The 16,717-nt window shown below is 75.4% G+C and carries 20 protein-coding genes and 3 tRNA genes; 16 read left to right on the top strand and 7 right to left on the bottom strand.

Going from position 1 to position 16,717, the window contains the following annotated elements:
- Positions 1-11 precede the first annotated feature (11 nt).
- Together ACQPX6_RS27925 and ACQPX6_RS27920 are read right to left on the bottom strand one after the other, a co-directional pair.
- Positions 12-377, bottom strand: coding sequence for a DUF2834 domain-containing protein (locus tag ACQPX6_RS27925; RefSeq protein ID WP_433783998.1), 366 nt, complete (start codon positions 375-377; stop codon positions 12-14).
- Positions 374-1,363 (bottom strand): hypothetical protein, encoded by a 990-nt coding sequence (locus ACQPX6_RS27920; protein WP_433783997.1) that lies wholly within the window; start codon positions 1,361-1,363, stop codon positions 374-376. Before ACQPX6_RS27920 ends, ACQPX6_RS27925 begins: the two co-directional genes overlap by 4 nt.
- A 48-nt stretch (positions 1,364-1,411) precedes the next feature.
- On the opposite strand from ACQPX6_RS27920, the gene ACQPX6_RS27915 reads away from it, so the two are divergent.
- Positions 1,412-2,041 (top strand): MerR family transcriptional regulator, encoded by a 630-nt coding sequence (locus tag ACQPX6_RS27915; protein ID WP_433783996.1) that lies wholly within the window; start codon positions 1,412-1,414, stop codon positions 2,039-2,041.
- A 9-nt stretch (positions 2,042-2,050) separates the two neighbouring features.
- A complete protein-coding gene (locus ACQPX6_RS27910; RefSeq protein ID WP_433783995.1) occupies positions 2,051-2,944 on the top strand; it encodes a TIGR03620 family F420-dependent LLM class oxidoreductase in 894 nt (297 codons plus the stop codon).
- A gap of 32 nt (positions 2,945-2,976) precedes the next feature.
- Here the strand turns inward: ACQPX6_RS27910 and ACQPX6_RS27905 are convergent, their stop codons facing one another.
- Positions 2,977-3,351: a VOC family protein gene (locus ACQPX6_RS27905; protein WP_433783994.1), complete on the bottom strand. Its 375-nt coding sequence runs from the start codon at positions 3,349-3,351 to the stop codon at positions 2,977-2,979.
- A 68-nt stretch (positions 3,352-3,419) separates the two neighbouring features.
- Between ACQPX6_RS27905 and ACQPX6_RS27900 the strand changes: the two genes are divergently transcribed.
- On the top strand, positions 3,420-5,141 hold the full coding sequence (locus ACQPX6_RS27900) for an MFS transporter (protein WP_433783993.1): 1,722 nt from the start codon (positions 3,420-3,422) through the stop codon (positions 5,139-5,141).
- Positions 5,142-5,209: 68 nt separating this feature from the next.
- The gene (locus ACQPX6_RS27895) at positions 5,210-5,383 is read left to right on the top strand and encodes a CsbD family protein (RefSeq protein ID WP_433783991.1); all 174 of its coding nucleotides are present in this window, start codon (positions 5,210-5,212) and stop codon (positions 5,381-5,383) included.
- 18 nt (positions 5,384-5,401) lie between these two features.
- On the opposite strand, the gene ACQPX6_RS27890 is transcribed toward ACQPX6_RS27895, so the two are convergent.
- Positions 5,402-6,265, bottom strand: a complete 864-nt coding sequence (locus ACQPX6_RS27890) for a hypothetical protein (RefSeq protein ID WP_433783989.1) — start codon at positions 6,263-6,265, stop codon at positions 5,402-5,404.
- 92 nt (positions 6,266-6,357) lie between these two features.
- Between ACQPX6_RS27890 and ACQPX6_RS27885 the strand changes: the two genes are divergently transcribed.
- The 12 genes from ACQPX6_RS27885 to ACQPX6_RS27830 all read left to right on the top strand — a co-directional run bounded on the left by ACQPX6_RS27885 (position 6,358) and on the right by ACQPX6_RS27830 (position 13,941).
- Positions 6,358-7,179, top strand: a complete 822-nt coding sequence (locus tag ACQPX6_RS27885) for a phosphatase PAP2 family protein (RefSeq protein WP_433783987.1) — start codon at positions 6,358-6,360, stop codon at positions 7,177-7,179.
- An 83-nt stretch (positions 7,180-7,262) separates the two neighbouring features.
- Positions 7,263-8,468, top strand: a complete 1,206-nt coding sequence (locus ACQPX6_RS27880; RefSeq protein WP_433783986.1) for an FAD-dependent monooxygenase — start codon at positions 7,263-7,265, stop codon at positions 8,466-8,468.
- Between the two features lie 27 nt (positions 8,469-8,495).
- Positions 8,496-9,365: an alpha/beta fold hydrolase gene (locus ACQPX6_RS27875; protein ID WP_433783985.1), complete on the top strand. Its 870-nt coding sequence runs from the start codon at positions 8,496-8,498 to the stop codon at positions 9,363-9,365.
- 5 nt (positions 9,366-9,370) lie between these two features.
- A complete protein-coding gene (locus ACQPX6_RS27870) occupies positions 9,371-10,615 on the top strand; it encodes a serine hydrolase domain-containing protein (RefSeq protein ID WP_433783984.1) in 1,245 nt (414 codons plus the stop codon).
- Positions 10,616-10,930: 315 nt separating this feature from the next.
- Positions 10,931-11,176, top strand: coding sequence for a hypothetical protein (locus tag ACQPX6_RS27865; RefSeq protein WP_433783983.1), 246 nt, complete (start codon positions 10,931-10,933; stop codon positions 11,174-11,176).
- Between the two features lie 80 nt (positions 11,177-11,256).
- A complete protein-coding gene (locus tag ACQPX6_RS27860; protein WP_433783981.1) occupies positions 11,257-11,985 on the top strand; it encodes a TetR family transcriptional regulator in 729 nt (242 codons plus the stop codon).
- A 73-nt stretch (positions 11,986-12,058) separates the two neighbouring features.
- Positions 12,059-12,131, top strand: a tRNA-Glu gene (locus ACQPX6_RS27855).
- Between the two features lie 20 nt (positions 12,132-12,151).
- Positions 12,152-12,225: transfer RNA gene (locus ACQPX6_RS27850), tRNA-Asp, on the top strand.
- A gap of 31 nt (positions 12,226-12,256) precedes the next feature.
- Positions 12,257-12,330 (top strand) — tRNA-Phe (locus ACQPX6_RS27845).
- A gap of 405 nt (positions 12,331-12,735) precedes the next feature.
- Complete coding sequence (locus tag ACQPX6_RS27840) at positions 12,736-13,032, top strand: DUF1330 domain-containing protein (RefSeq protein WP_433783980.1); 297 nt, start codon at positions 12,736-12,738, stop codon at positions 13,030-13,032.
- A gap of 58 nt (positions 13,033-13,090) precedes the next feature.
- The gene (locus tag ACQPX6_RS27835; protein WP_433783979.1) at positions 13,091-13,537 is read left to right on the top strand and encodes a MerR family transcriptional regulator; all 447 of its coding nucleotides are present in this window, start codon (positions 13,091-13,093) and stop codon (positions 13,535-13,537) included.
- A 170-nt stretch (positions 13,538-13,707) separates the two neighbouring features.
- The gene (locus ACQPX6_RS27830) at positions 13,708-13,941 is read left to right on the top strand and encodes a hypothetical protein (protein ID WP_433783978.1); all 234 of its coding nucleotides are present in this window, start codon (positions 13,708-13,710) and stop codon (positions 13,939-13,941) included.
- Here ACQPX6_RS27830 and ACQPX6_RS27825 read toward each other — a convergent pair.
- From ACQPX6_RS27825 to ACQPX6_RS27815, 3 genes are all read right to left on the bottom strand, one after another.
- Entirely contained in the window at positions 13,931-14,737 is an 807-nt protein-coding gene (locus ACQPX6_RS27825; RefSeq protein ID WP_433783977.1) for a serine protease, read from the bottom strand. The two genes, ACQPX6_RS27830 and ACQPX6_RS27825, sit on opposite strands and share 11 nt — an antisense overlap.
- A 133-nt stretch (positions 14,738-14,870) precedes the next feature.
- Positions 14,871-15,644 (bottom strand): coniferyl-alcohol dehydrogenase, encoded by a 774-nt coding sequence (locus tag ACQPX6_RS27820; protein WP_433783976.1) that lies wholly within the window; start codon positions 15,642-15,644, stop codon positions 14,871-14,873.
- Between the two features lie 26 nt (positions 15,645-15,670).
- Positions 15,671-16,684 (bottom strand): hypothetical protein, encoded by a 1,014-nt coding sequence (locus ACQPX6_RS27815; RefSeq protein WP_433783975.1) that lies wholly within the window; start codon positions 16,682-16,684, stop codon positions 15,671-15,673.
- Positions 16,685-16,717: the final 33 nt, after the last annotated feature.

The raw sequence follows: 16,717 nt of genomic DNA, 5'->3' as shown, positions 1-16,717 counted from the left end.
CCGACAGCTGCTCACGTGCGCCGGAGGCGCACCTCCCGCAGGGCCAGGAACAGCGGGAACGTGAACGCCACGGCGATCACGAAGCTCAGGACGACGAGCAGCCCGATCGTCACCGCCCGGAAGCCCAGGCGCCGCCCCTCGACCACGATGAGCACGCAGGCGGCGGCGCCGGCGACGAGGATGTCGACCGCGGCCGAGGAGCTCGCGGCGTTGGCGAACCACCCGCCGAGGTAGTCGTCGCCGCCACCGAGGAAGAACGCGATGTTGAACCACCACGTCCCGACCAGGCCCACCAGCGACAGGACGAGGTAGACGCCGACGAGGACGGGGCTGCCGGCGCGGGTGCGCGGGGCGGCGGTGGTGGTCGGGGTGGTCATCGGGGCTCCAGGGCGGTCGTCGGGGTGGCGGTGCGGTCGTGACGGGCGCCGCCGCGCAGGACGGCGACGGCGCCTGCGAGCGTCGCGACGACGAGCACGGCGGCGGCGACGAGGGTCCCGGCGTCCGGGGCGATGATCGACTGGCCGCGCAGCGCCTGCCACACGAGCAGCACGGTCAGCCCGGTCCAGGCCGTACCGGCGACGCCGATCAGCCGGGCGCGGACGCCGACGCGGCGCAGCACGGGCACTCGCGGCGCGAGCAGGAGCAGCAGGACGCCGAGCAGCGGCAGGCCCTGCAGCGCGTGCAGGCCGACGAAGTGCCCGATGCGCAGGTCGCCGCCGGTGGTGCTCCACCCGACCAGCGGCAGGCCGGCGCCGCCGTCGGGGACGCCCACGGCGTGCGCGCCGACCGTCGGCATCGCGCCGGTGTCCTGCGCCGCCGCGATCTGCGCGCCGGTCGGGCCGGTCATGAGGAAGGCCGCGGCCATGCCGAGCAGGGTGACCCCGAGGCCGAGACGCACCGCCCACGCCGTGTCGGCCGGCAGCGTGCGCTCGCGCAGCAGCACGACGCCGACGGTCGCCGTCGCGACCCAGAGCACGACGATCGTCGTGCCCATCACCGACCAGATCGCGGTGTCCAGGGCCGTCGCGACGTTGAAGTGGCTGGCGCGTCCCCGGACGACCTGCCCGACGATCGCGACCATCTCCACCGTCCCCGCGACGGCGACGACCACCCCGGCGCGGCGGGCCCAGCGGCGGGCCGCCGGCGCCGCGACCAGCGAGATCATCCACGCCAGCGTCGCGCCGTAGAGGGCGAAGCTGACCGAGAACTTCAGCGGCTTGGCCCAGATGGGCTGGCCGCCGAGCAGGCGCGGGTCGAGCGCGACCCCGGCCAGGCACACCACCGCGAGCGCGGCCATGGCCCCGGTGAACACGGCGAGGACGCGGTGGTCCCGGGCCGTCGAACGGATAGTGTCACTGTCCATGAGTGGAGAGTAGAACTATCTGCACGGTGTCGTCCAGAGGGGAGCGGGATGCGGGTCGCCGAGCTGAGCCGCCGGACCGGCGTGAGCGTCGCGTCGATCAAGTACTACCTGCGCGAGGGCCTGCTGCCGCCCGGCGAGCGCACGAGTCCCAACCAGGCCGCCTACGGCGAGGCGCACGTGCGCCGGCTTCGGCTGGTGCGCGCGCTCATCGACGTCGGCGGGCTGTCCGTCGCCGGCACGCGGGACGTCCTCGCCGCGGTCGACGCCGACGAGGTCGCGCTGCACTCGGTGCTCGGGGCCACGCAGGACGCGCTCGTCGGTGGTGCCGTCCTGACCGACGACGACGCCACCGAGCGGGCGACGAAGGTCCTCGACGACCTCGTCGCCCGGCGGGGGTGGCACGTCCACGAGAGCAATCCGGGACGGCGGGCGGCCGTGGAGATCCTGGCCACGAGCGAGCGCCTCGGCACCGAGGTGCTGGTGAACCTCCTCGACACCTACGCCGAGACCCTCGAGGCCCTGGCGCGCCGCGAGGTCGACGCCGTCGTGTCGCGCGGGCGGCGCGAGGACGTCGTCGAGAGCGCGGTGCTGGGCACGGTGCTGGGCGCGGGGCTGATCTCGGCGCTGCGCACGATGGCGCACGAGTCCGCGTCGGCGGGCCTCGCGGGCCAGGGCTAGCGTCGCGGCGTGGCCGCACAGATCGACTTCCCGTCCCGCGTCGGCGTCTGGTGGACCAGCGACAGCTGGGCGATCCGCGACGCGCAGCAGGTCGCCCGCGACCTCGAGGCGATGGGCTACGGCTCGCTGTTCTACGGCGAGGCCTACGGCAAGGAGACGCTGACCCAGGCCGGCGCGTTCCTCGCCGCCACCGACCGCCTGGTCGTCGGCACCGGCATCGCCAACATCCACGCCCGCGACCCGATCGCCGCCGAGAACGGCGGGCGCACGCTGACCGCCCTGCACCCGGGGCGGTTCGTGCTCGGGCTCGGCGTGAGCCACGCGCCGCTGGTCGAGCGCGGGCGGGGCGGGACGTACGCGAAGCCGCTGGCGACGATGCGCGACTACCTGCAGCGGATGGCCGCGGTGCCCGAGCAGATCGAGCCGGGCGCCGGGCGGCCCGCGCGCCTGGTCGCCGCCCTCGGCCCGAAGATGATCGAGCTGGCCGGCGCCGAGACCGACGGCGTGCACCCCTACCTCGTCCTGCCCGACCAGACCCGGGTCACCCGCGAGGCCCTGGGCGTGGACAAGTGGGTCGTGTCCGAGCAGGCCGTGGCCGTCGGCGACGACGCCGAGGACGCGCTGGCCCGCGCGCACCAGCACCTCGAGATCTACTCGGGACTGCCGAACTACCGGAACTCCTGGCTGCGCCAGGGCTTCGAGAAGTCCGACCTCGTGCCCGGCGGCTCGGAACGCCTCGCCCGCGCGCTGGTCGGCATGGGCGACCTCGAGACCGTCGCGGCCTCGGTGACCGCGCACCTCGATGCCGGCGCCGACCACGTGCTGGTCCAGGCCCTGGGCGAGCACCCGATGGCGGACCCCCGCCCGTCGCTGGAGAAGTTGGCGGGCGCCCTGGGCATGTGAGCGATCTTTGGGCCTATAGGCCCAAAGATCGCTCACGTACGGGTGTCGGTCCGGATCGGGTGGCCCGGGGGGATCTCGACGAGGACGATCGCGCGGCCGTCGGGGTCGGCGATCCAGCACTCGTCGAGGCCCCAGAACTCGCGGCGCGGCTCGCGGGTGATCGTCACGCCCCGCTCGCGCAGTTCCTCGACCGCAGAGGTCAGCGAGCGCACCTGCAACCACAGCGCGTCGTCGCCCACGCTCACCGCCCCGGCCTTCGACAGCTCCAGGTAGCCGGTGCCGAGGAAGAACACGACGCCGCCGGGGAACTCGCGCGCCACGGCGAGCCCCAGGGCGTCGGCGTAGAACGCCCGGGAGACCTCCCAGTCGCGCGGGCGCACGAGGATGCGGCTCGACAGGACCTCCACGGGCGTTCCCTTCGTCTCGTCCGGCCGGGCTCGTGGTTGACCGGGGCGCGGCCGGGGGAGCCGTCCTGGTGACGCAACCCGAGCCGGACCCGCGACGCTGGCGCGCCCTGGCGGTGTGCCTCATCGCCGGGTTCATGACGCTGCTCGACGTCAGCATCGTCAACGTCGCCCTGCCCGCCATGCAGCGGGGGGTCGGCGCCTCGGCCGCGGAGCTGTCGTGGGTCGTGTCCGGCTACGCCCTGACCTTCGGCCTCGTGCTCGTCGCGTCCGGGCGCCTGGGCGACGACCGCGGCCGCAAGAAGATGTTCGTCATCGCGCTGGCCCTGTTCACGCTGACCAGCGCCGCGGCCGGGCTCGCGCCGAACGCCGAGACGCTCGTGGCCGCCCGCCTGCTCCAGGGCGCGGCCGGCGGGATGCTCAACCCGCAGGTCATCGGCTTCATCCAGCAGCTGTTCCAGGGTCGCGAGCGCGGCCGGGCGTTCGGCCTGTTCGGCGCCGCGATCGGCATCTCCACCGCGATCGGGCCGCTGCTCGGCGGCCTGCTGCTCGAGTGGGGCGGCGAGGCCGACGGCTGGCGCTGGGTCTTCTACGTCAACGTCCCGATCGGCGTGCTCGCGCTGGTCCTCGGCGCCCGCCTGCTGCCCCGCGACACCGTCGCTGCAGCCGAGCGCCGGCCCCTCGACATCGTCGGGGCGATCCTGCTCGGCGGCGCCGTGGTCGCGCTGATGGTGCCGCTCGTGCTCTCCGAGGGCGATCCGGCGAGCGCCCCCTGGTGGCTGCTCGGGGTGTTCGCCGTCCTGCTCGTCCTCTTCGTGCGGTGGGAGCGCCGCGCGCGCCGCGCCCACGGGCACCCGCTGGTCGACTTCGCCCTGCTGCGCACCCGCAGCTACGCCCTGGGCAGCTCGCTCGGGCTGCTCTACTTCGCCGGCTTCACCGCGATCTTCTTCGTCATCACGCTGTTCCTGCAGAACGGGCGCGGCTACACCCCGCTCGAGGCCGGGCTGGCCCTGACGCCGTTCGCGCTGGGGTCCGCGGTGACCTCGGCGGTCGGCGGCCGTCTCGTCTCCCGCCTGGGCAAGCCGCTCGTGGTCGGCGGCCTGCTCGCCGTGGCGATCGGGCTGGTCGCGGTCGACGTCGTCCTGCGCCTCGACCCGCAGCAGGTCGGCTGGGCGATGGCCGGGCCGCTGCTGGTCGCCGGCATCGGCAGCGGGTTCGTCATCGCGCCCAACCAGACCCTCGCCCTCGAGGAGGTCCCGCCCCGCGAGGGCGGCACCGCCGCGGGCGTCCTGCAGACCGGTCAGCGGGTGGGGTCGGCGATCGGCATCTCCGCGGTCGGCGCCGTCTTCTTCGGCCAGCTCGCCTCCACCGGCGGCGACTGGGCGCGGGCCATCAGCCTCGGGCTCATCGGCGCGGTCGCCTTCGTCGTCCTGGCGCTGGTGCTGGGCGTCGTGGACCTCCTCGCGGACCGCCGACGGGCCGCGCGTCGGGCGCCCGACACCGGAGAGACCGACCAGCAGGCCGCCCTCCAGGGCCACGTCACCGACGGCCGCGGCGACGCCGTCGGGGGCGCGACGCTGACGCTCGTGGGCCGCGACGGGCGCGAGGTCGCCGTCGCCACCGCCGACACCGACGGCGCGTTCCGGCTGCTCCCCGCCGACGCCGGCACGTTCCAGCTCCTCGCGCGCGCCGACGAGCACCACCCCGAGGTCGCGTGGGTCGACCTGCCGTCGGCCGGGGACGTCGTCCGCGACGTCGTCCTGCGCAGCTCGGAGCGGACTCCCGCGCGTTGACCCGTCCGCGCGGGGGTACTGGGCTCTCCGTCAGCACGCCGTCGACGGCGCGCGGTGAGGAGACGATCATGGCGCAGGACGACAAGGTCGACAACAAGGCCCAGGAGCTCAAGGGCAAGGTCAAGGAAGGCATCGGCAAGGCGGTCGGCAACGAGCGCCTCGAGGCCGAGGGCAAGAAGGACCAGACCGTGGGCAACCTCAAGAACGCCGGCGAGAAGGTCAAGGACGCGTTCCGCGACTGAGCCCGCGGCGTCGCCCCGCTACAGCCGCTTGAGCGGCGGCGGGGCGACGCCGTCGTCGCCGGCCAGCGACGCCTGTGCGGGCGAGCGCGCCAGCAGCACGACCCCGCCGAGCGCGAGCACGAGCCCCAGCACGAACGCCGGCGTCCATCCCGGGCGGACGCTGTCGCCCAGCCAGATCAGCCCGATGAACCCGGGCGCGAGGGTCTCGGTCACCGCGAGCACGGCCACCACCGGACCGACCGCGGCGCCCTTGCCGAGCGCGACCGTGTAGGTCCCGAGGCCCAGCACCGCGAAGCCCAGCAGCGCCCACACCGCCGGGTCGGTGAGCGCCTGGCCCGCCATCTCCCCGAGCGTCCCCCCGAGCTCGACCAGCCGCACCGCCACCGCCGTGCCCCCGAACGCCAGCCCGGCGACGAACGAGATCAGCACCGCCCGGTGGCTCTTGACCGCCACCGGGATCCCGACGGCCGCGAGCACCGCGAACGTCGCCAGCAGGGCCACGGTGGTCCCGGTCGACGGGACGGGCGGCTCGTCGTCGACGCTCGCGCTCGCCACCAGCAGCGCGAGCCCCAGCACGTTCGCCCCGGCCGCGAACAGGTCGACGCGGCGCAGCGGCGTGTCGAACACCCAGTGCGACGCCACCACCGTGATCCCGACCTGGCCGGCCACGATCGCCTGCACCGCGACGATCGGCATGAACCGCAGCGCGAGCACGGTGAGCACCCAGCCGCCGATGTCCAGGGCGAGGCCCGAGAGGTACATCGGGTGCAGGACGATCGTCGCCGGCCGGCTCGCGCGCCGGGCGGCGCTCGCCTCGAGCAGGGCCGCGCCGGCGTTGGCCCCCGCCGCCGCGAGGGCGGCGAGGAGCCCCAGGAGGAGCACGACCCCAGTCTGCCCTGGGATGATCGGGGCCCGGCCACGTCGCACCGGCGCGTCGCCCGTTCCGCACGCACAGCACCCGCAGGAGGATCTCCGTGGCCCTCGACGCCACCGCCGTGTCGCTGCTGGTCCTCGGGGTGCTCGTCGTCCTGGCCACGGTGGCCGACCGCGTCGCCGGCGGCGCCCTGTCCGCCGTGCCCGGCGCGCTGCGCGACACCGCCCTCGTGGGCGTGCTCGTCGCCGCCGCCGGCGTGGTGTTCGCGCTGGTCGCCACCGACGAGGCGCTCGCGGCCGCCGACTCCCCGGTGCTCTCGTGGATGCTCGTCCACCGCACGCCGGGGCTGACCACCACGGCCGAGGCGGTCTCCCTGATCGGCGGGACGGTCGGCACCGGGGGCCTCGCCGTCGTCTCCGCCGTCGTGCTGTTCGCCCGCGGCCACCGGCGCACCGCGGTGATCTGGGTCGTCGGCGTGGCGGCGGGCTCGCTGACGGTCCGCCTCGTCAAGCTCGCCGTCGAGCGCCCGCGCCCGCCCGAGGCCCTGCGCCTCGCCGAGGAGGCCACGGCGTCGCTGCCCTCGGGCCACGCCCTGATGTCGGCGCTCGGGCTGACCCTGACCGCGGCGGCGGTGAGCGCGCTGTCCGTCGGCACCCCGCGGGCCCGCGCGATCCGCACGGCCGCGATCGCGCTGGCCGCCCTGGGCGCGCTGGTGGTCGGCGCGAGCCGGGTCTACCTCGGCGTGCACTGGACCACCGACGTCTCCGCGGGCTGGCTGCTCGGCGCCGCGCTGGCCACGACCTGCCTCACGCTCGCCCGCGTCCTCGACGCCCGTGACCGCCTCGGCGACGCGCCCGACCACGCCGCGACCGCCCCGTCGCTCGACCGAGGGACACCCGACCGAGTGGTCGACGGGCCCTGACCTCACCTTCCGGCGCCCGATTGCTCCGTCCGAGATGATCTGCCTACGCTTGTCTCGTCCGCGCGGGTGAACGAGGTGGAGCCGTGGTTGCCGTACCGCTGCTCGTGCTGGGTTCCCGCTTCTCCGGGCTCGTCGCCGCGCTCTTCCTGGCCCACCAGGGCTTCCCCGTGCACGTCCTCGAGCGCGACCGGCCCGAGGACGTCGACCCCGGCCTCGCCGTGCTCACCCCGGACGCGCTGCGCGAGCTCGCCGCCCTGGGCCTCGCCGACGCCCTGACGGCCGCGGCCTGGGAGCCCCGGCGGCTCGTGCACGCGGACGCCGCGAGCGGCACGGTCCTGCGGGTGGCCGAGCTCGGCGCCGCGGTCCGGGCGCGCTACGCGCGGCCCTACGTGCTCGTCCCGCACGCCGTGCTCCGGGCGCTGCTCGTGGCCGCGTGCACGGCCGACGAGATGGTCACCGTCGAGTGGGGACGCCGCGCCGCCGCGGTCGAGGACGTCGGCGACGCCGTGGTGGTCACCGACGAGGCCGGCGCCCGCTACCGCGCCGAGGCGCTCGTCGGCGCCGACGGCCCCGCCAGCCGCGTGCGCGCCCACCTCGGGGGCGGCCACGCCGTCTCCAGCCCCTACCTGCTGCACCGGGCGCCCGGGCCGGCGCCACCCGACGACCTGCTGCGGCTCTGGTCGTCGCCGTCGCTGCACGTCACCCAGGCCCGGGTGCCCGACGGCACGGGCCACGTGTCGGTGACGGTGCGTGTCGACGCCCTCGACGACCTGCACCGCGAGGGCGTGGCCGCGCTGCTCGGGCGGCTGCTGGGCGCCACCGCGCCGGAGGTCCGGGCGGCCGCCGCCGGGGCCGTCGGGACACCGCCGACGCACGTGCACCGCCACCACGCCCCGCTGCTGCGCGACACGCGCCACCGCATGACGGTGGTGGGCGGCGCGGCGCAGCCGATGCTGCCGCACACCGCCCAGGCGGTGGCCCTGGAGGTGCTCGACGCCGCCGCGCTCGGGCGGGCCTTCGACCACGCCGACGGGCGCATCGTGCCCGCGCTCGACGAGTACGCCCGCGTCCGCGCCGCGCCGCGGGGGGCGACGGCCGACCGCGCCCTCGACTTCGCCACCCTCTGCCACGCCGACGGCCTGGTGCGCCGGATGCGCGACCGCCTGTGGCGTGCCGCGGCGGTCGACGCCACGGCGGCCGTCGTCGAGGCCGCCGACCGGGGCGCGGTGTCCGGGCGCCCACCGCGCGCCGGGGGACCCGGCGGCCCGGCCGGTCCGATGGCCTGCTGAGCCCGCCCGCGGGCAGGATGCCGCGGCGTGAGCACCCCCGCGCTGCACCCCGACACGGCCGCCGTGAACGGCGTCCGCCTGCACTTCCGCCGCGGTGGCGAGGGCCCACCGGTGGTGCTGCTGCACGGCTGGCCGCAGACCGGCCACTGCTGGCGCCACGTCGCCGGCCCGCTGGCCGCCGACCACATCGTGATCGTCCCCGACCTGCGCGGCTACGGCGCCAGCGACAAGCCCACGGCCGGGTTCGACAAGCGCACGATGGCCGCCGACGTCTCCGCGCTCGTGCGCCACCTCGGGTTCGACCGCGTCGCCGTCGTCGGCCACGACCGCGGCGGCCGGGTGGCGCACCGATGGGCGCTCGACCGGCCCGACGAGGTGTCGCGGCTGGCCGTCCTCGACATCGCCCCGACGCGCGCGACCTGGCAGCGCATGGACGCCGAGCTCGGCGCCAAGTACTGGCACTGGCTGTTCCACCTGCAGCCCGACCTGCCCGAACGCCTCGCGGGCGCCGACGTCGAGGGCTACCTGCGCTACTTCCTCGAGAGGTGGACCTACGCCCGCGAGGGCCTCGAGCCCGAAGCGATCGCCGAGTACGTGCGCGCGTTCTCCCAGCCCGGGGCGCTGCGCTGCGGCTTCGACGACTACCGCGCCGACCCGGTCGACGCGGAGCACGACGAGGCCGACCACGCCGCCGGCCGGCGCGTCATCCAGCCCCTGCTCGCGCTGTGGGGCGCCGAGGGCGTCATGGGCACGACGCTGCCGCTGCTGGACCTGTGGCGCGAGTACGCCGACGACGTGCACGGGCGGGCGATCGAGCGCTGCGGGCACTTCGTGCCCGAGGAGCGGCCCGACGAGGTCGTCGACGAGTTGCGGGCGTTCTTCACGGGGGCAGACTGACGGTGGTGAGCAGCCCCCTGAAGGTCGAGACCGATCCCGAGGAGCTGGGCTTCGACCCGGCGCGCCTGGCCCGCATCGACGAGCACTTCCAGCGGTACGTCGACGACGGCCGCCTCGCGGGCTGGCACGCCGTCGTGGCCCGCGACGGGCAGGTCGTGCACTCCACGGTCGCCGGCGCCCGCGACGCCGAGGCCGGCGAGCCGGTCACCGACGACACCCGCTGGCGCCTCTACTCGATGTCGAAGCCGATCACCTCGGTGGCGGCGATGGTCCTCTGGGAGCGGGGTCTGTTCGAGCTCACCGACCCGATCAGCCGCTGGCTGCCGGAGTTCGCCGAGCCGAAGGTCTACGTCAAGGGTTCGTCGTCGAAGCCGCTGCTCGAGCCGGCCACCGAGCCGATCCGCGTCTGGCACCTGCTGACCCACACCGCCGGCCTGACCTACGGCTTCCACCACGCGCACGCGATCGACGAGATGTACCGCGCCGCGGGCTTCGAGTGGACCGCGCCGCCGGACCTCGACCTCGCCGGGTGCGTCCAGGCGTGGGCTCGCCTGCCGCTGGTGTTCCAGCCGGGCACGGAGTGGAACTACAGCCAGGCCACGGACGTGCTCGGCCGGCTGATCGAGGTCGTCTCGGGCCAGTCGCTGGACGTGTTCCTCGAGGAGAACGTGCTCGGCCCGCTCGGGATGACGGCGACGGGCTTCGCCGTCGACGACCCGGACCGGCTGGCGACGCTCTACGTCGCCAACCCGGCCACGGGCCGCTTCCTCGCCGCCGATGCCGCGGGCGTCGGCGCGATCGCCCGCGAGGCCGTCGAGCCCACCTGGTTCGGCGGCGGAGGCGGGCTGGTGTCCACCGCCGCGGACTACCACCGCTTCACGCGCATGCTGTTGGGCCGCGGCGAGGTCGACGGCGTGCGCATCCTCGGCAGCCGCACCGTCGACTTCATGTGCGCCAACCACCTGCCGGGCGGGCAGGACCTCGAGCAGGTCGGCCGGCCCCTGTTCGCCGAGGCACCGTTCCACGGCGTCGGGTTCGGGCTCGGCTTCTCGGTCGTGCTCGACCCGGTGGCCTACAAGGTGCCGGTCAGCGTCGGTGAGATCGGCTGGGGTGGTGCGGCGAGCACCGCGTTCTGGGTCGACCCCGTCGAGCGCATCACCGCGATGTTCTTCACCCAGTTGCTGCCGTCGAGCGCCCACCCGATCCGCACCCAGCTGCGCGGTCTCGTCTATCAGGCCCTCGTCGACTGACCAGTCGTCGACGGTGCGTCGTCGACGCGGGCACTGAGCGTGGGCGGCGCGACCGCCCGCCGTCCGGCGGGGTCGGTACGCACCCGAGTGGTCGCCTTCCGTGACCGCTCTGAGGCCCCGTCGTCACCTGACGCACACCCGGTCCGTCACTCGGAGAGGGGGCTGCATCGCCGGGGGCGGCTGGGTAGCGTCGTCGCGACTCGGACGAGGGACGAGATCGGCCACGCGCAGTGACCGGGCGAGCCCCCGAACCGGGTGATCCCGCCGCGCGAGGTGTTGCAGCGGGTCGGGACCAGGCGGCCACCGGGAGCCACGATGAACACGACGTCAGGACCTCGCCGACGACCGAACGCACCCCACCCCGAGCGCGCGTCGCTCGACGAACCGACCGTCCCCACCCAGCGCACCGCGGCCGACGTCTACGGCGTCAGCGAGGACCAGGTGCACCGGGCGCGGATCGCGGTGGCGCGCAACTCACTCGACTCCGACGACTGCCGCGAGCTGCTCGACATGCTCGGGCTGATCGGCGAGGGCGGCGACCCGCCGCCCGTCCGCCGGTGACCGGCGCCGGATCGTCCGTGGTCTGACGAAATCTGATGCGCGCCCCGGGCCGTGACGCGATCGCGCTACCGTGATCCTCGATGTCCGAGCCCGGGGACGCCCCACCGTCCGACCCGTCGCCCGGGTCACGCGTCGGTGCTCCGCAGCGCCAGGCCCGGGCGGTGGCCACCCGCAGCGCGATCCTCGCGGCGGCCGCTGAGGAGTTCGCGGCGGCGTCGTACCACGAGGCCTCGCTGTCGCGGATCCTCGAGCGCAGCAAGGTCACCAAGGGCGCGCTCTACTTCCACTTCATCTCCAAGGAGAGCATCGCCTCCGCGGTCGTGGACGAGATGGAGGCCCTCTGCCGTGACCTCGTGCTCCGCGCGCGGGCCACGGGCCGCGACCCGCTGCGCACCGCGGCGCAGATCGCCCGCGAGGTGCAGGACGCCCTCGCCGGCCCGGTCCTGCGGGCGGGGCAGCGGCTGTGCTCCGAGGGGTTCGCCGGGCCCGAGCGGCCCGGCTGGCCGTTCACGTTCTGGCAGGACGTGTTCGGGGGCCTGTTCGCCGACGCGCGGCGTGACGGGCTCCTCGCCGCGGGCGTGGACGACGTCCCCCTGGCGCGGGCGATCGTCGACATCTCCGCCGGCGCGTTCGTGACCTCGCTGGGGGTCAGCGGGCTGCGCGACCTCGCGATGCGCGTCTGCGAGAACTGGGAGCTCCTGCTCGGCGCCACCGCCGACCCCGACTGGCTGCGGGAGTGGCGCGCCGGCGGAGGCATGGGCGCGGTGCTGGGACCGCACCTCACCGGGGGGTGGGTGGCGGGGCCCTGAGGGCCGTCACCTATGCTTTCGTCGCTCCCAACGGGTTCGCCGTTGCGGGTAAGGTCCTCAGCCAGAGGGTCGCGCCCCCATCGTTCAGCGGCCTAGGACTCCGCCCTTTCAAGGCGGCAACGCGGGTTCGAATCCCGTTGGGGGTACGCTGGAACAGCACGTTCAAGGCCCAGTGGCGCAGTTGGTTAGCGCGTCGCCCTGTCACGGCGAAGGTCGCGGGTTCGAGTCCCGTCTGGGTCGCTCTTCCGGTCGAGGTGTCCCTCGGCCGTCCGGCCAGGTAGCTCAGTCGGTACGAGCGATCGCCTGAAAAGCGATAGGTCGGCGGTTCGACCCCGCCCCTGGCCACCCCTGCCCACCAGCGGAAACGCTCGGTGGGCTTCGTGCTGTCGGGCCCAGCATGAGAATCCGGGCCCCGCGAGTTGCCCCCACGCCCCAGCGTCGGTCACCGTGTCGGGCCTGGCTCCCCAGCGTCGGCGGTTGTCCGCTGGAACGGGCAGCCGGCCGGGCGGGCCCCGCGCCTCTGCGCAGGGGCGGGGTCCGCCTCGTACCACCCGTCCGGCGCGGCTGAACCGATCTACGTCAGCCCGAGCCGTTTCCGCCCGCCAGGCCCGGGGGACGCTCTGGAGGACAGGTCACGTCGGGCTTCGGGGGCTCGAGAGCGGTGACCGTGCGAGAGGCTGGTCCCGTTCCTGGCGCTGGGGAGCCGACCGGGAACGGGACCGAGCCCATCTGATCCGACAAGGAGCCCCGATGCCCGGCGCGTACTGGGTCAACGCCTTCCGCGAGATCCGCGACCCCGCGAAGCTCGAGGCCTACGTCGCCCTCGCGGGCCCCGCGATCGAGGCCGCCGGCGGCCGGTTCCTGGCGCGCGGCAAGGCCGCCGCGGCCTTCGAGTCCGGGCTCACCGAGCGCACCACGCTGATCGCCTTCGACAGCGTCGAGCAGGCCGTCGCGGCGTACGAGAGCCCCGCGTACCAGGAGGCCCTGGCCGCGCTCGCCGACGGCGCGGTGCGCGACATCCGGATCCTCGAGGCGCTCGGCGACTGAAACGGGTTCCGTCTCCGCTCTTGACCCTGGAGTCGGCTCCGGGTTCTAGCGTTCCTCCATGACCGAGGCGCGCCCGCTCACCATCTCCGACCTCGCCGCGCGCACGGGCCTGCGGCCGGACACCGTGCGCTACTACGAGCGCGTCGGTCTCATGCCCGCGCCGCGGCGCACCAGCGGCGACCACCGCCGCTACGACGGGCTCGCCGTCGACCGGCTGCAGTTCATCCGCGGCGCGCAGCGGCTCGGGCTGCGCCTGCACGACATCCGGGACCTGCTCGCCGTCCGCGACACCGGCGAGTGCCCCTGCGAGCCCGCCGAGCCCCTGCTGCGCGGCCGCATCGCCGAGATCGACGCCGAGCTCGACCGACTGCAGCGCCTGCGCGCGGACCTCGTCGCCATGGCCGACCAGCTGCCCAGCGCGACGTGCCCGGACCCCGTGCCCGGGACGTGGTGCCCGCCCGACCACCGCGTGACCGAGGGGAGGTGTGACGCATGCTCGATCTGAGGGCCTGTCCCTGCTGCGAGGACCCCGAGTGCGACTGCAGTACGTGCGACTGCTGCTGACCGCCCGGCCCGTGTCCTGCGCCGGACGGCGAGGGACACGGGCACTCGGCGGAGATCCGTCGACGTCGCGTAACGCCGTCACCTGATCGTGCGACACGGACCCCGAGGTCGGTGGACGCAGGGGGGTCGGTGCGCGTGGAGTGGATCGTGGCGGTGGGGGCGTTCCTGGTCATCTCGGTGGTCGTGATCGGGGTGCCGATGTACCTGGCGACGGTGCGCTGGTCGTCACGGCAGGAACGGCGTGCCGCCGAGGCCCGGCGCCGGGCCGCCGCGGCGCACTTCGCCGTCTCGTCGGCCCCCGCGCCGCCGCAGGCACCCGCGCGCCGGCGGGTCGTCAGCCGCTGACGAGGCGGACGCCGCCCATGCCGTGGGCGCGGGCGTAGTCGAGCATCCTCGCGAGGTCGCTGACGCCGTTGCTCGCGGGCAGCGGGGCGAACTGCAGGGTCGAGAGCACGCCGAGCGCGGAGCCGTCGGGGGAGAGGTACGCGCTGCCCGAGTCGCCGGGGACCCCCGGGGTCGCGGTGACGACGTCGTGGCTCCAGCCGCCGCCCCGCGAGCCCAGGACCGTGCCGACCTTCGGGCTGAGCAGCGTCACGCCGCCCCGGAGCTCGGAGTTGCCGTAGCTGCGCACGACCTCGCCGGGGCGGACGCCGTCGGTGTCGACGCCGCGCGGCCCCCCGAACACCGGGACCGCGGGCGAGACGAGCCGGGCGTCGGCGGGGTCGAGGCGCACGAGGGCGAAGTCGTTGTAGGCGCAGGCGTCGGGGTCGGCCTCGTCGTCGGCCTGCATGGCGAGCCACGAGTTGTAGGCCAGCGTGCCGGAGCGGCTCGCGCCGGCGACCTCGACGGGCGTGCCGAGCGGCAGCGAGCCCGCGGTGCACCCGTCGACGTCGGTGGAGCTCCCGGTGCCCGAGCAGTGCGCGGCCTGGCCGAGGTAGGTGTGCGCGCCGTCGGTGAAGACGAAGTTCGCGGTGCACTGCGCGCCGGCGGTGCGGGTCTGGACGCCGGGGTGCACGCCGGGGGCCGTGGGCACCGGGCCGGCGGCGGGCGCCGCGACGGCGACGGGGCCGCCCAGCCAAGCGGCCGCCGCCAGGGCCACGCCCGCCGCCACCGCGGCCCAACTCCGTCGCGCTGCCGCCATCGATCGCTCCCCCGGGACGGTCGGTCACTCTGCCGGGTGCAACGGCCGGGACACGGACGGGTGACGGGCGGACCATGATCGTGGGGGATCCGCTGGCGTTGAACGCCAGCGTGGCCCCCACGCTTGCATGGGGTCAGCGGGCTTGGAGGGCCGCCCAGGTGGTGGCCGCGGTGACGCCGCCGTCGGCGGCCAGGGTCTGCCCGTTGACCCAGCGGCTCTCGTTCGACATGAGGAACGCGACGACCGACGCGATCTCCGCCGCCTCGGCGTCGCGGCCGGCGGCGGAGCGGAAGCGGGCGATGCGGCGCGGGTCGGTGGAGCGCTCGACCTCGGGCAGCGACGGCGTGCGCACGGTGCCCGGCGCCACGGCGTTCATGCGCACGCCGTCGGCCCAGGTCAGCGTCGACGAGGCCGTCGTGTAGGCGAGGACGGCCTCCTTGGCGACGTCGTACACCGGGCGGTCGGGGCGCTGCTCGCGGCACCAGCGCAGGCCCTCCGCGAACGTGCGGGTCGCCAGCAGCGGGCGCAGCTCGGCGAGGTGGGCGACCCAGTGCCGGCCCTCGGACGACGACACGTTGACCACGGAGCCGCCGCGCCGGATGCGCCCGACGAGGGCCTCGGTGAGGTGGCGCATGCCCAGGAAGTTCACGCCGAGCACCGTCTCGGCGGGTGCGGTGCCCGGGACGCCGGCGACGTTGGCCAGCGCGTCGACCTGGCCGTCGAGCCGCTCGACCGCGGCGTCGATGGACGTCGGGTCGGCGAGGTCGCAGCCGATGTGCGAGACCTCGCGGTCCGGCGGCTCGCGACGGTCGAGTCCGATCACCGACACGTTGTGCCGCGCGAGGAACTGCGCGAGTGCGCGGCCCACCCCCGACGACGCGCCCGTGACGAGGAAGACCGTGCTCATGGCCCAGACGGTAGCGGCGACCCGCGTCACCCCGTCGGGGCAGTCCCCGTGGCGCAGCGATCGACCAGTTCGGCCTCCCGGGTGGCGTCGAACCCGGCGGCGAGCTCGGGCGCCCCGCGCTCGCGGTGCCACGCGAGGACGTCGCGGGCGGTGTCGAGGGCGGGCCGGAAGCGCAGCCCGGCGGCCAGGGCGGCGGAGGAGTCGATCGCGTCCTGGGGGATCTGGTCCTCCGGGAACCACAGCGGGCGGGCCTCCTCCTCGACGTCGCGCAGGGCGGTGCGCAGGGCGTCCTCGCCGGCCCAGGCCCAGGTCACGTCGCCGGGACGCCCACCGACGGCCTCGAGGCACGCGTCGAGGACGGCGGCCAGCGGCTGGGCGCGACCCGGGCCGACGGTGTCGAACGTGCCGTCGTGCCCGGAGGCCAGCGCGTGGACGGCGAAGGCGGCGATGTCGCGGGCGTCGCTGTACTGCACGGCGCGCGACGGGTCGCCGGGGGCGAGCACCGTGCGTGACGCCTCGCCGGCCAGCGCGCGGGCCAGGCGCACCGGCCACCAGGTGAAGCGGTCGGACGGGTCGCGCGGCCCGACCATGATCCCCACGCGCAGCACGCTGACCGGGCCGTCGAACACCCCCAGCGCGTCCTCGGCGGCGAGCTTGGCCAGCGAGCGCTCCTGGAGCGGGTCGTCGTCGGCCGCCTCGCCCTCGCGGCGCACCGGGTCGCCCGCGCGGGGCACCGCCGGGCCGTCGGGGTGGTAGACGCTCATGCCCGACACGTAGCCGTAGGCCCCGACCGCGCCGGAGAGCAGCTCGGCGGCGCGCCCGACGGCGTCGGCGTCGGAGAACGTGTCGAGGGCGGCGTCGAAGGTGCGCCCCTCCAGCGGCGACAGGTCGCCGTAACGGTCGACCGCGAGCGCCTCGACCCCGTCGAGCGGTGCCTCGCCCGACCGGCTCGCGACCGTCACGTCGTGGCCGGCGCGCAGCGCCTCCGCCGCCACGTGGAACCCGAGGAACCCGCCACCGCCGAGCACCAGCAGTCGCATCCGCCCGGCTACCCCGGTCCCGGCGGGTGACAC

The organism is Actinomycetospora sp. CA-101289, from assembly GCF_050955895.1.
GTDB lineage: Bacteria > Actinomycetota > Actinomycetes > Mycobacteriales > Pseudonocardiaceae > Actinomycetospora.
This window is presented reverse-complemented; position numbering and strand designations above follow the sequence as displayed.

Coding starts and splice junctions, on each gene's coding strand:
- ACQPX6_RS27925 (WP_433783998.1), bottom strand. CDS start 377: ATGACCACCCCGACCACCACCGCCGCCCCGCGCACCCGCGCCGGCAGC.
- ACQPX6_RS27920 (WP_433783997.1), bottom strand. CDS start 1,363: ATGGACAGTGACACTATCCGTTCGACGGCCCGGGACCACCGCGTCCTC.
- ACQPX6_RS27915 (WP_433783996.1), top strand. CDS start 1,412: ATGCGGGTCGCCGAGCTGAGCCGCCGGACCGGCGTGAGCGTCGCGTCG.
- ACQPX6_RS27895 (WP_433783991.1), top strand. CDS start 5,210: ATGGCGCAGGACGACAAGGTCGACAACAAGGCCCAGGAGCTCAAGGGC.
- ACQPX6_RS27865 (WP_433783983.1), top strand. CDS start 10,931: ATGAACACGACGTCAGGACCTCGCCGACGACCGAACGCACCCCACCCC.
- ACQPX6_RS27860 (WP_433783981.1), top strand. CDS start 11,257: ATGTCCGAGCCCGGGGACGCCCCACCGTCCGACCCGTCGCCCGGGTCA.
- ACQPX6_RS27840 (WP_433783980.1), top strand. CDS start 12,736: ATGCCCGGCGCGTACTGGGTCAACGCCTTCCGCGAGATCCGCGACCCC.
- ACQPX6_RS27835 (WP_433783979.1), top strand. CDS start 13,091: ATGACCGAGGCGCGCCCGCTCACCATCTCCGACCTCGCCGCGCGCACG.
- ACQPX6_RS27825 (WP_433783977.1), bottom strand. CDS start 14,737: ATGGCGGCAGCGCGACGGAGTTGGGCCGCGGTGGCGGCGGGCGTGGCC.
- ACQPX6_RS27820 (WP_433783976.1), bottom strand. CDS start 15,644: ATGAGCACGGTCTTCCTCGTCACGGGCGCGTCGTCGGGGGTGGGCCGC.
- ACQPX6_RS27815 (WP_433783975.1), bottom strand. CDS start 16,684: ATGCGACTGCTGGTGCTCGGCGGTGGCGGGTTCCTCGGGTTCCACGTG.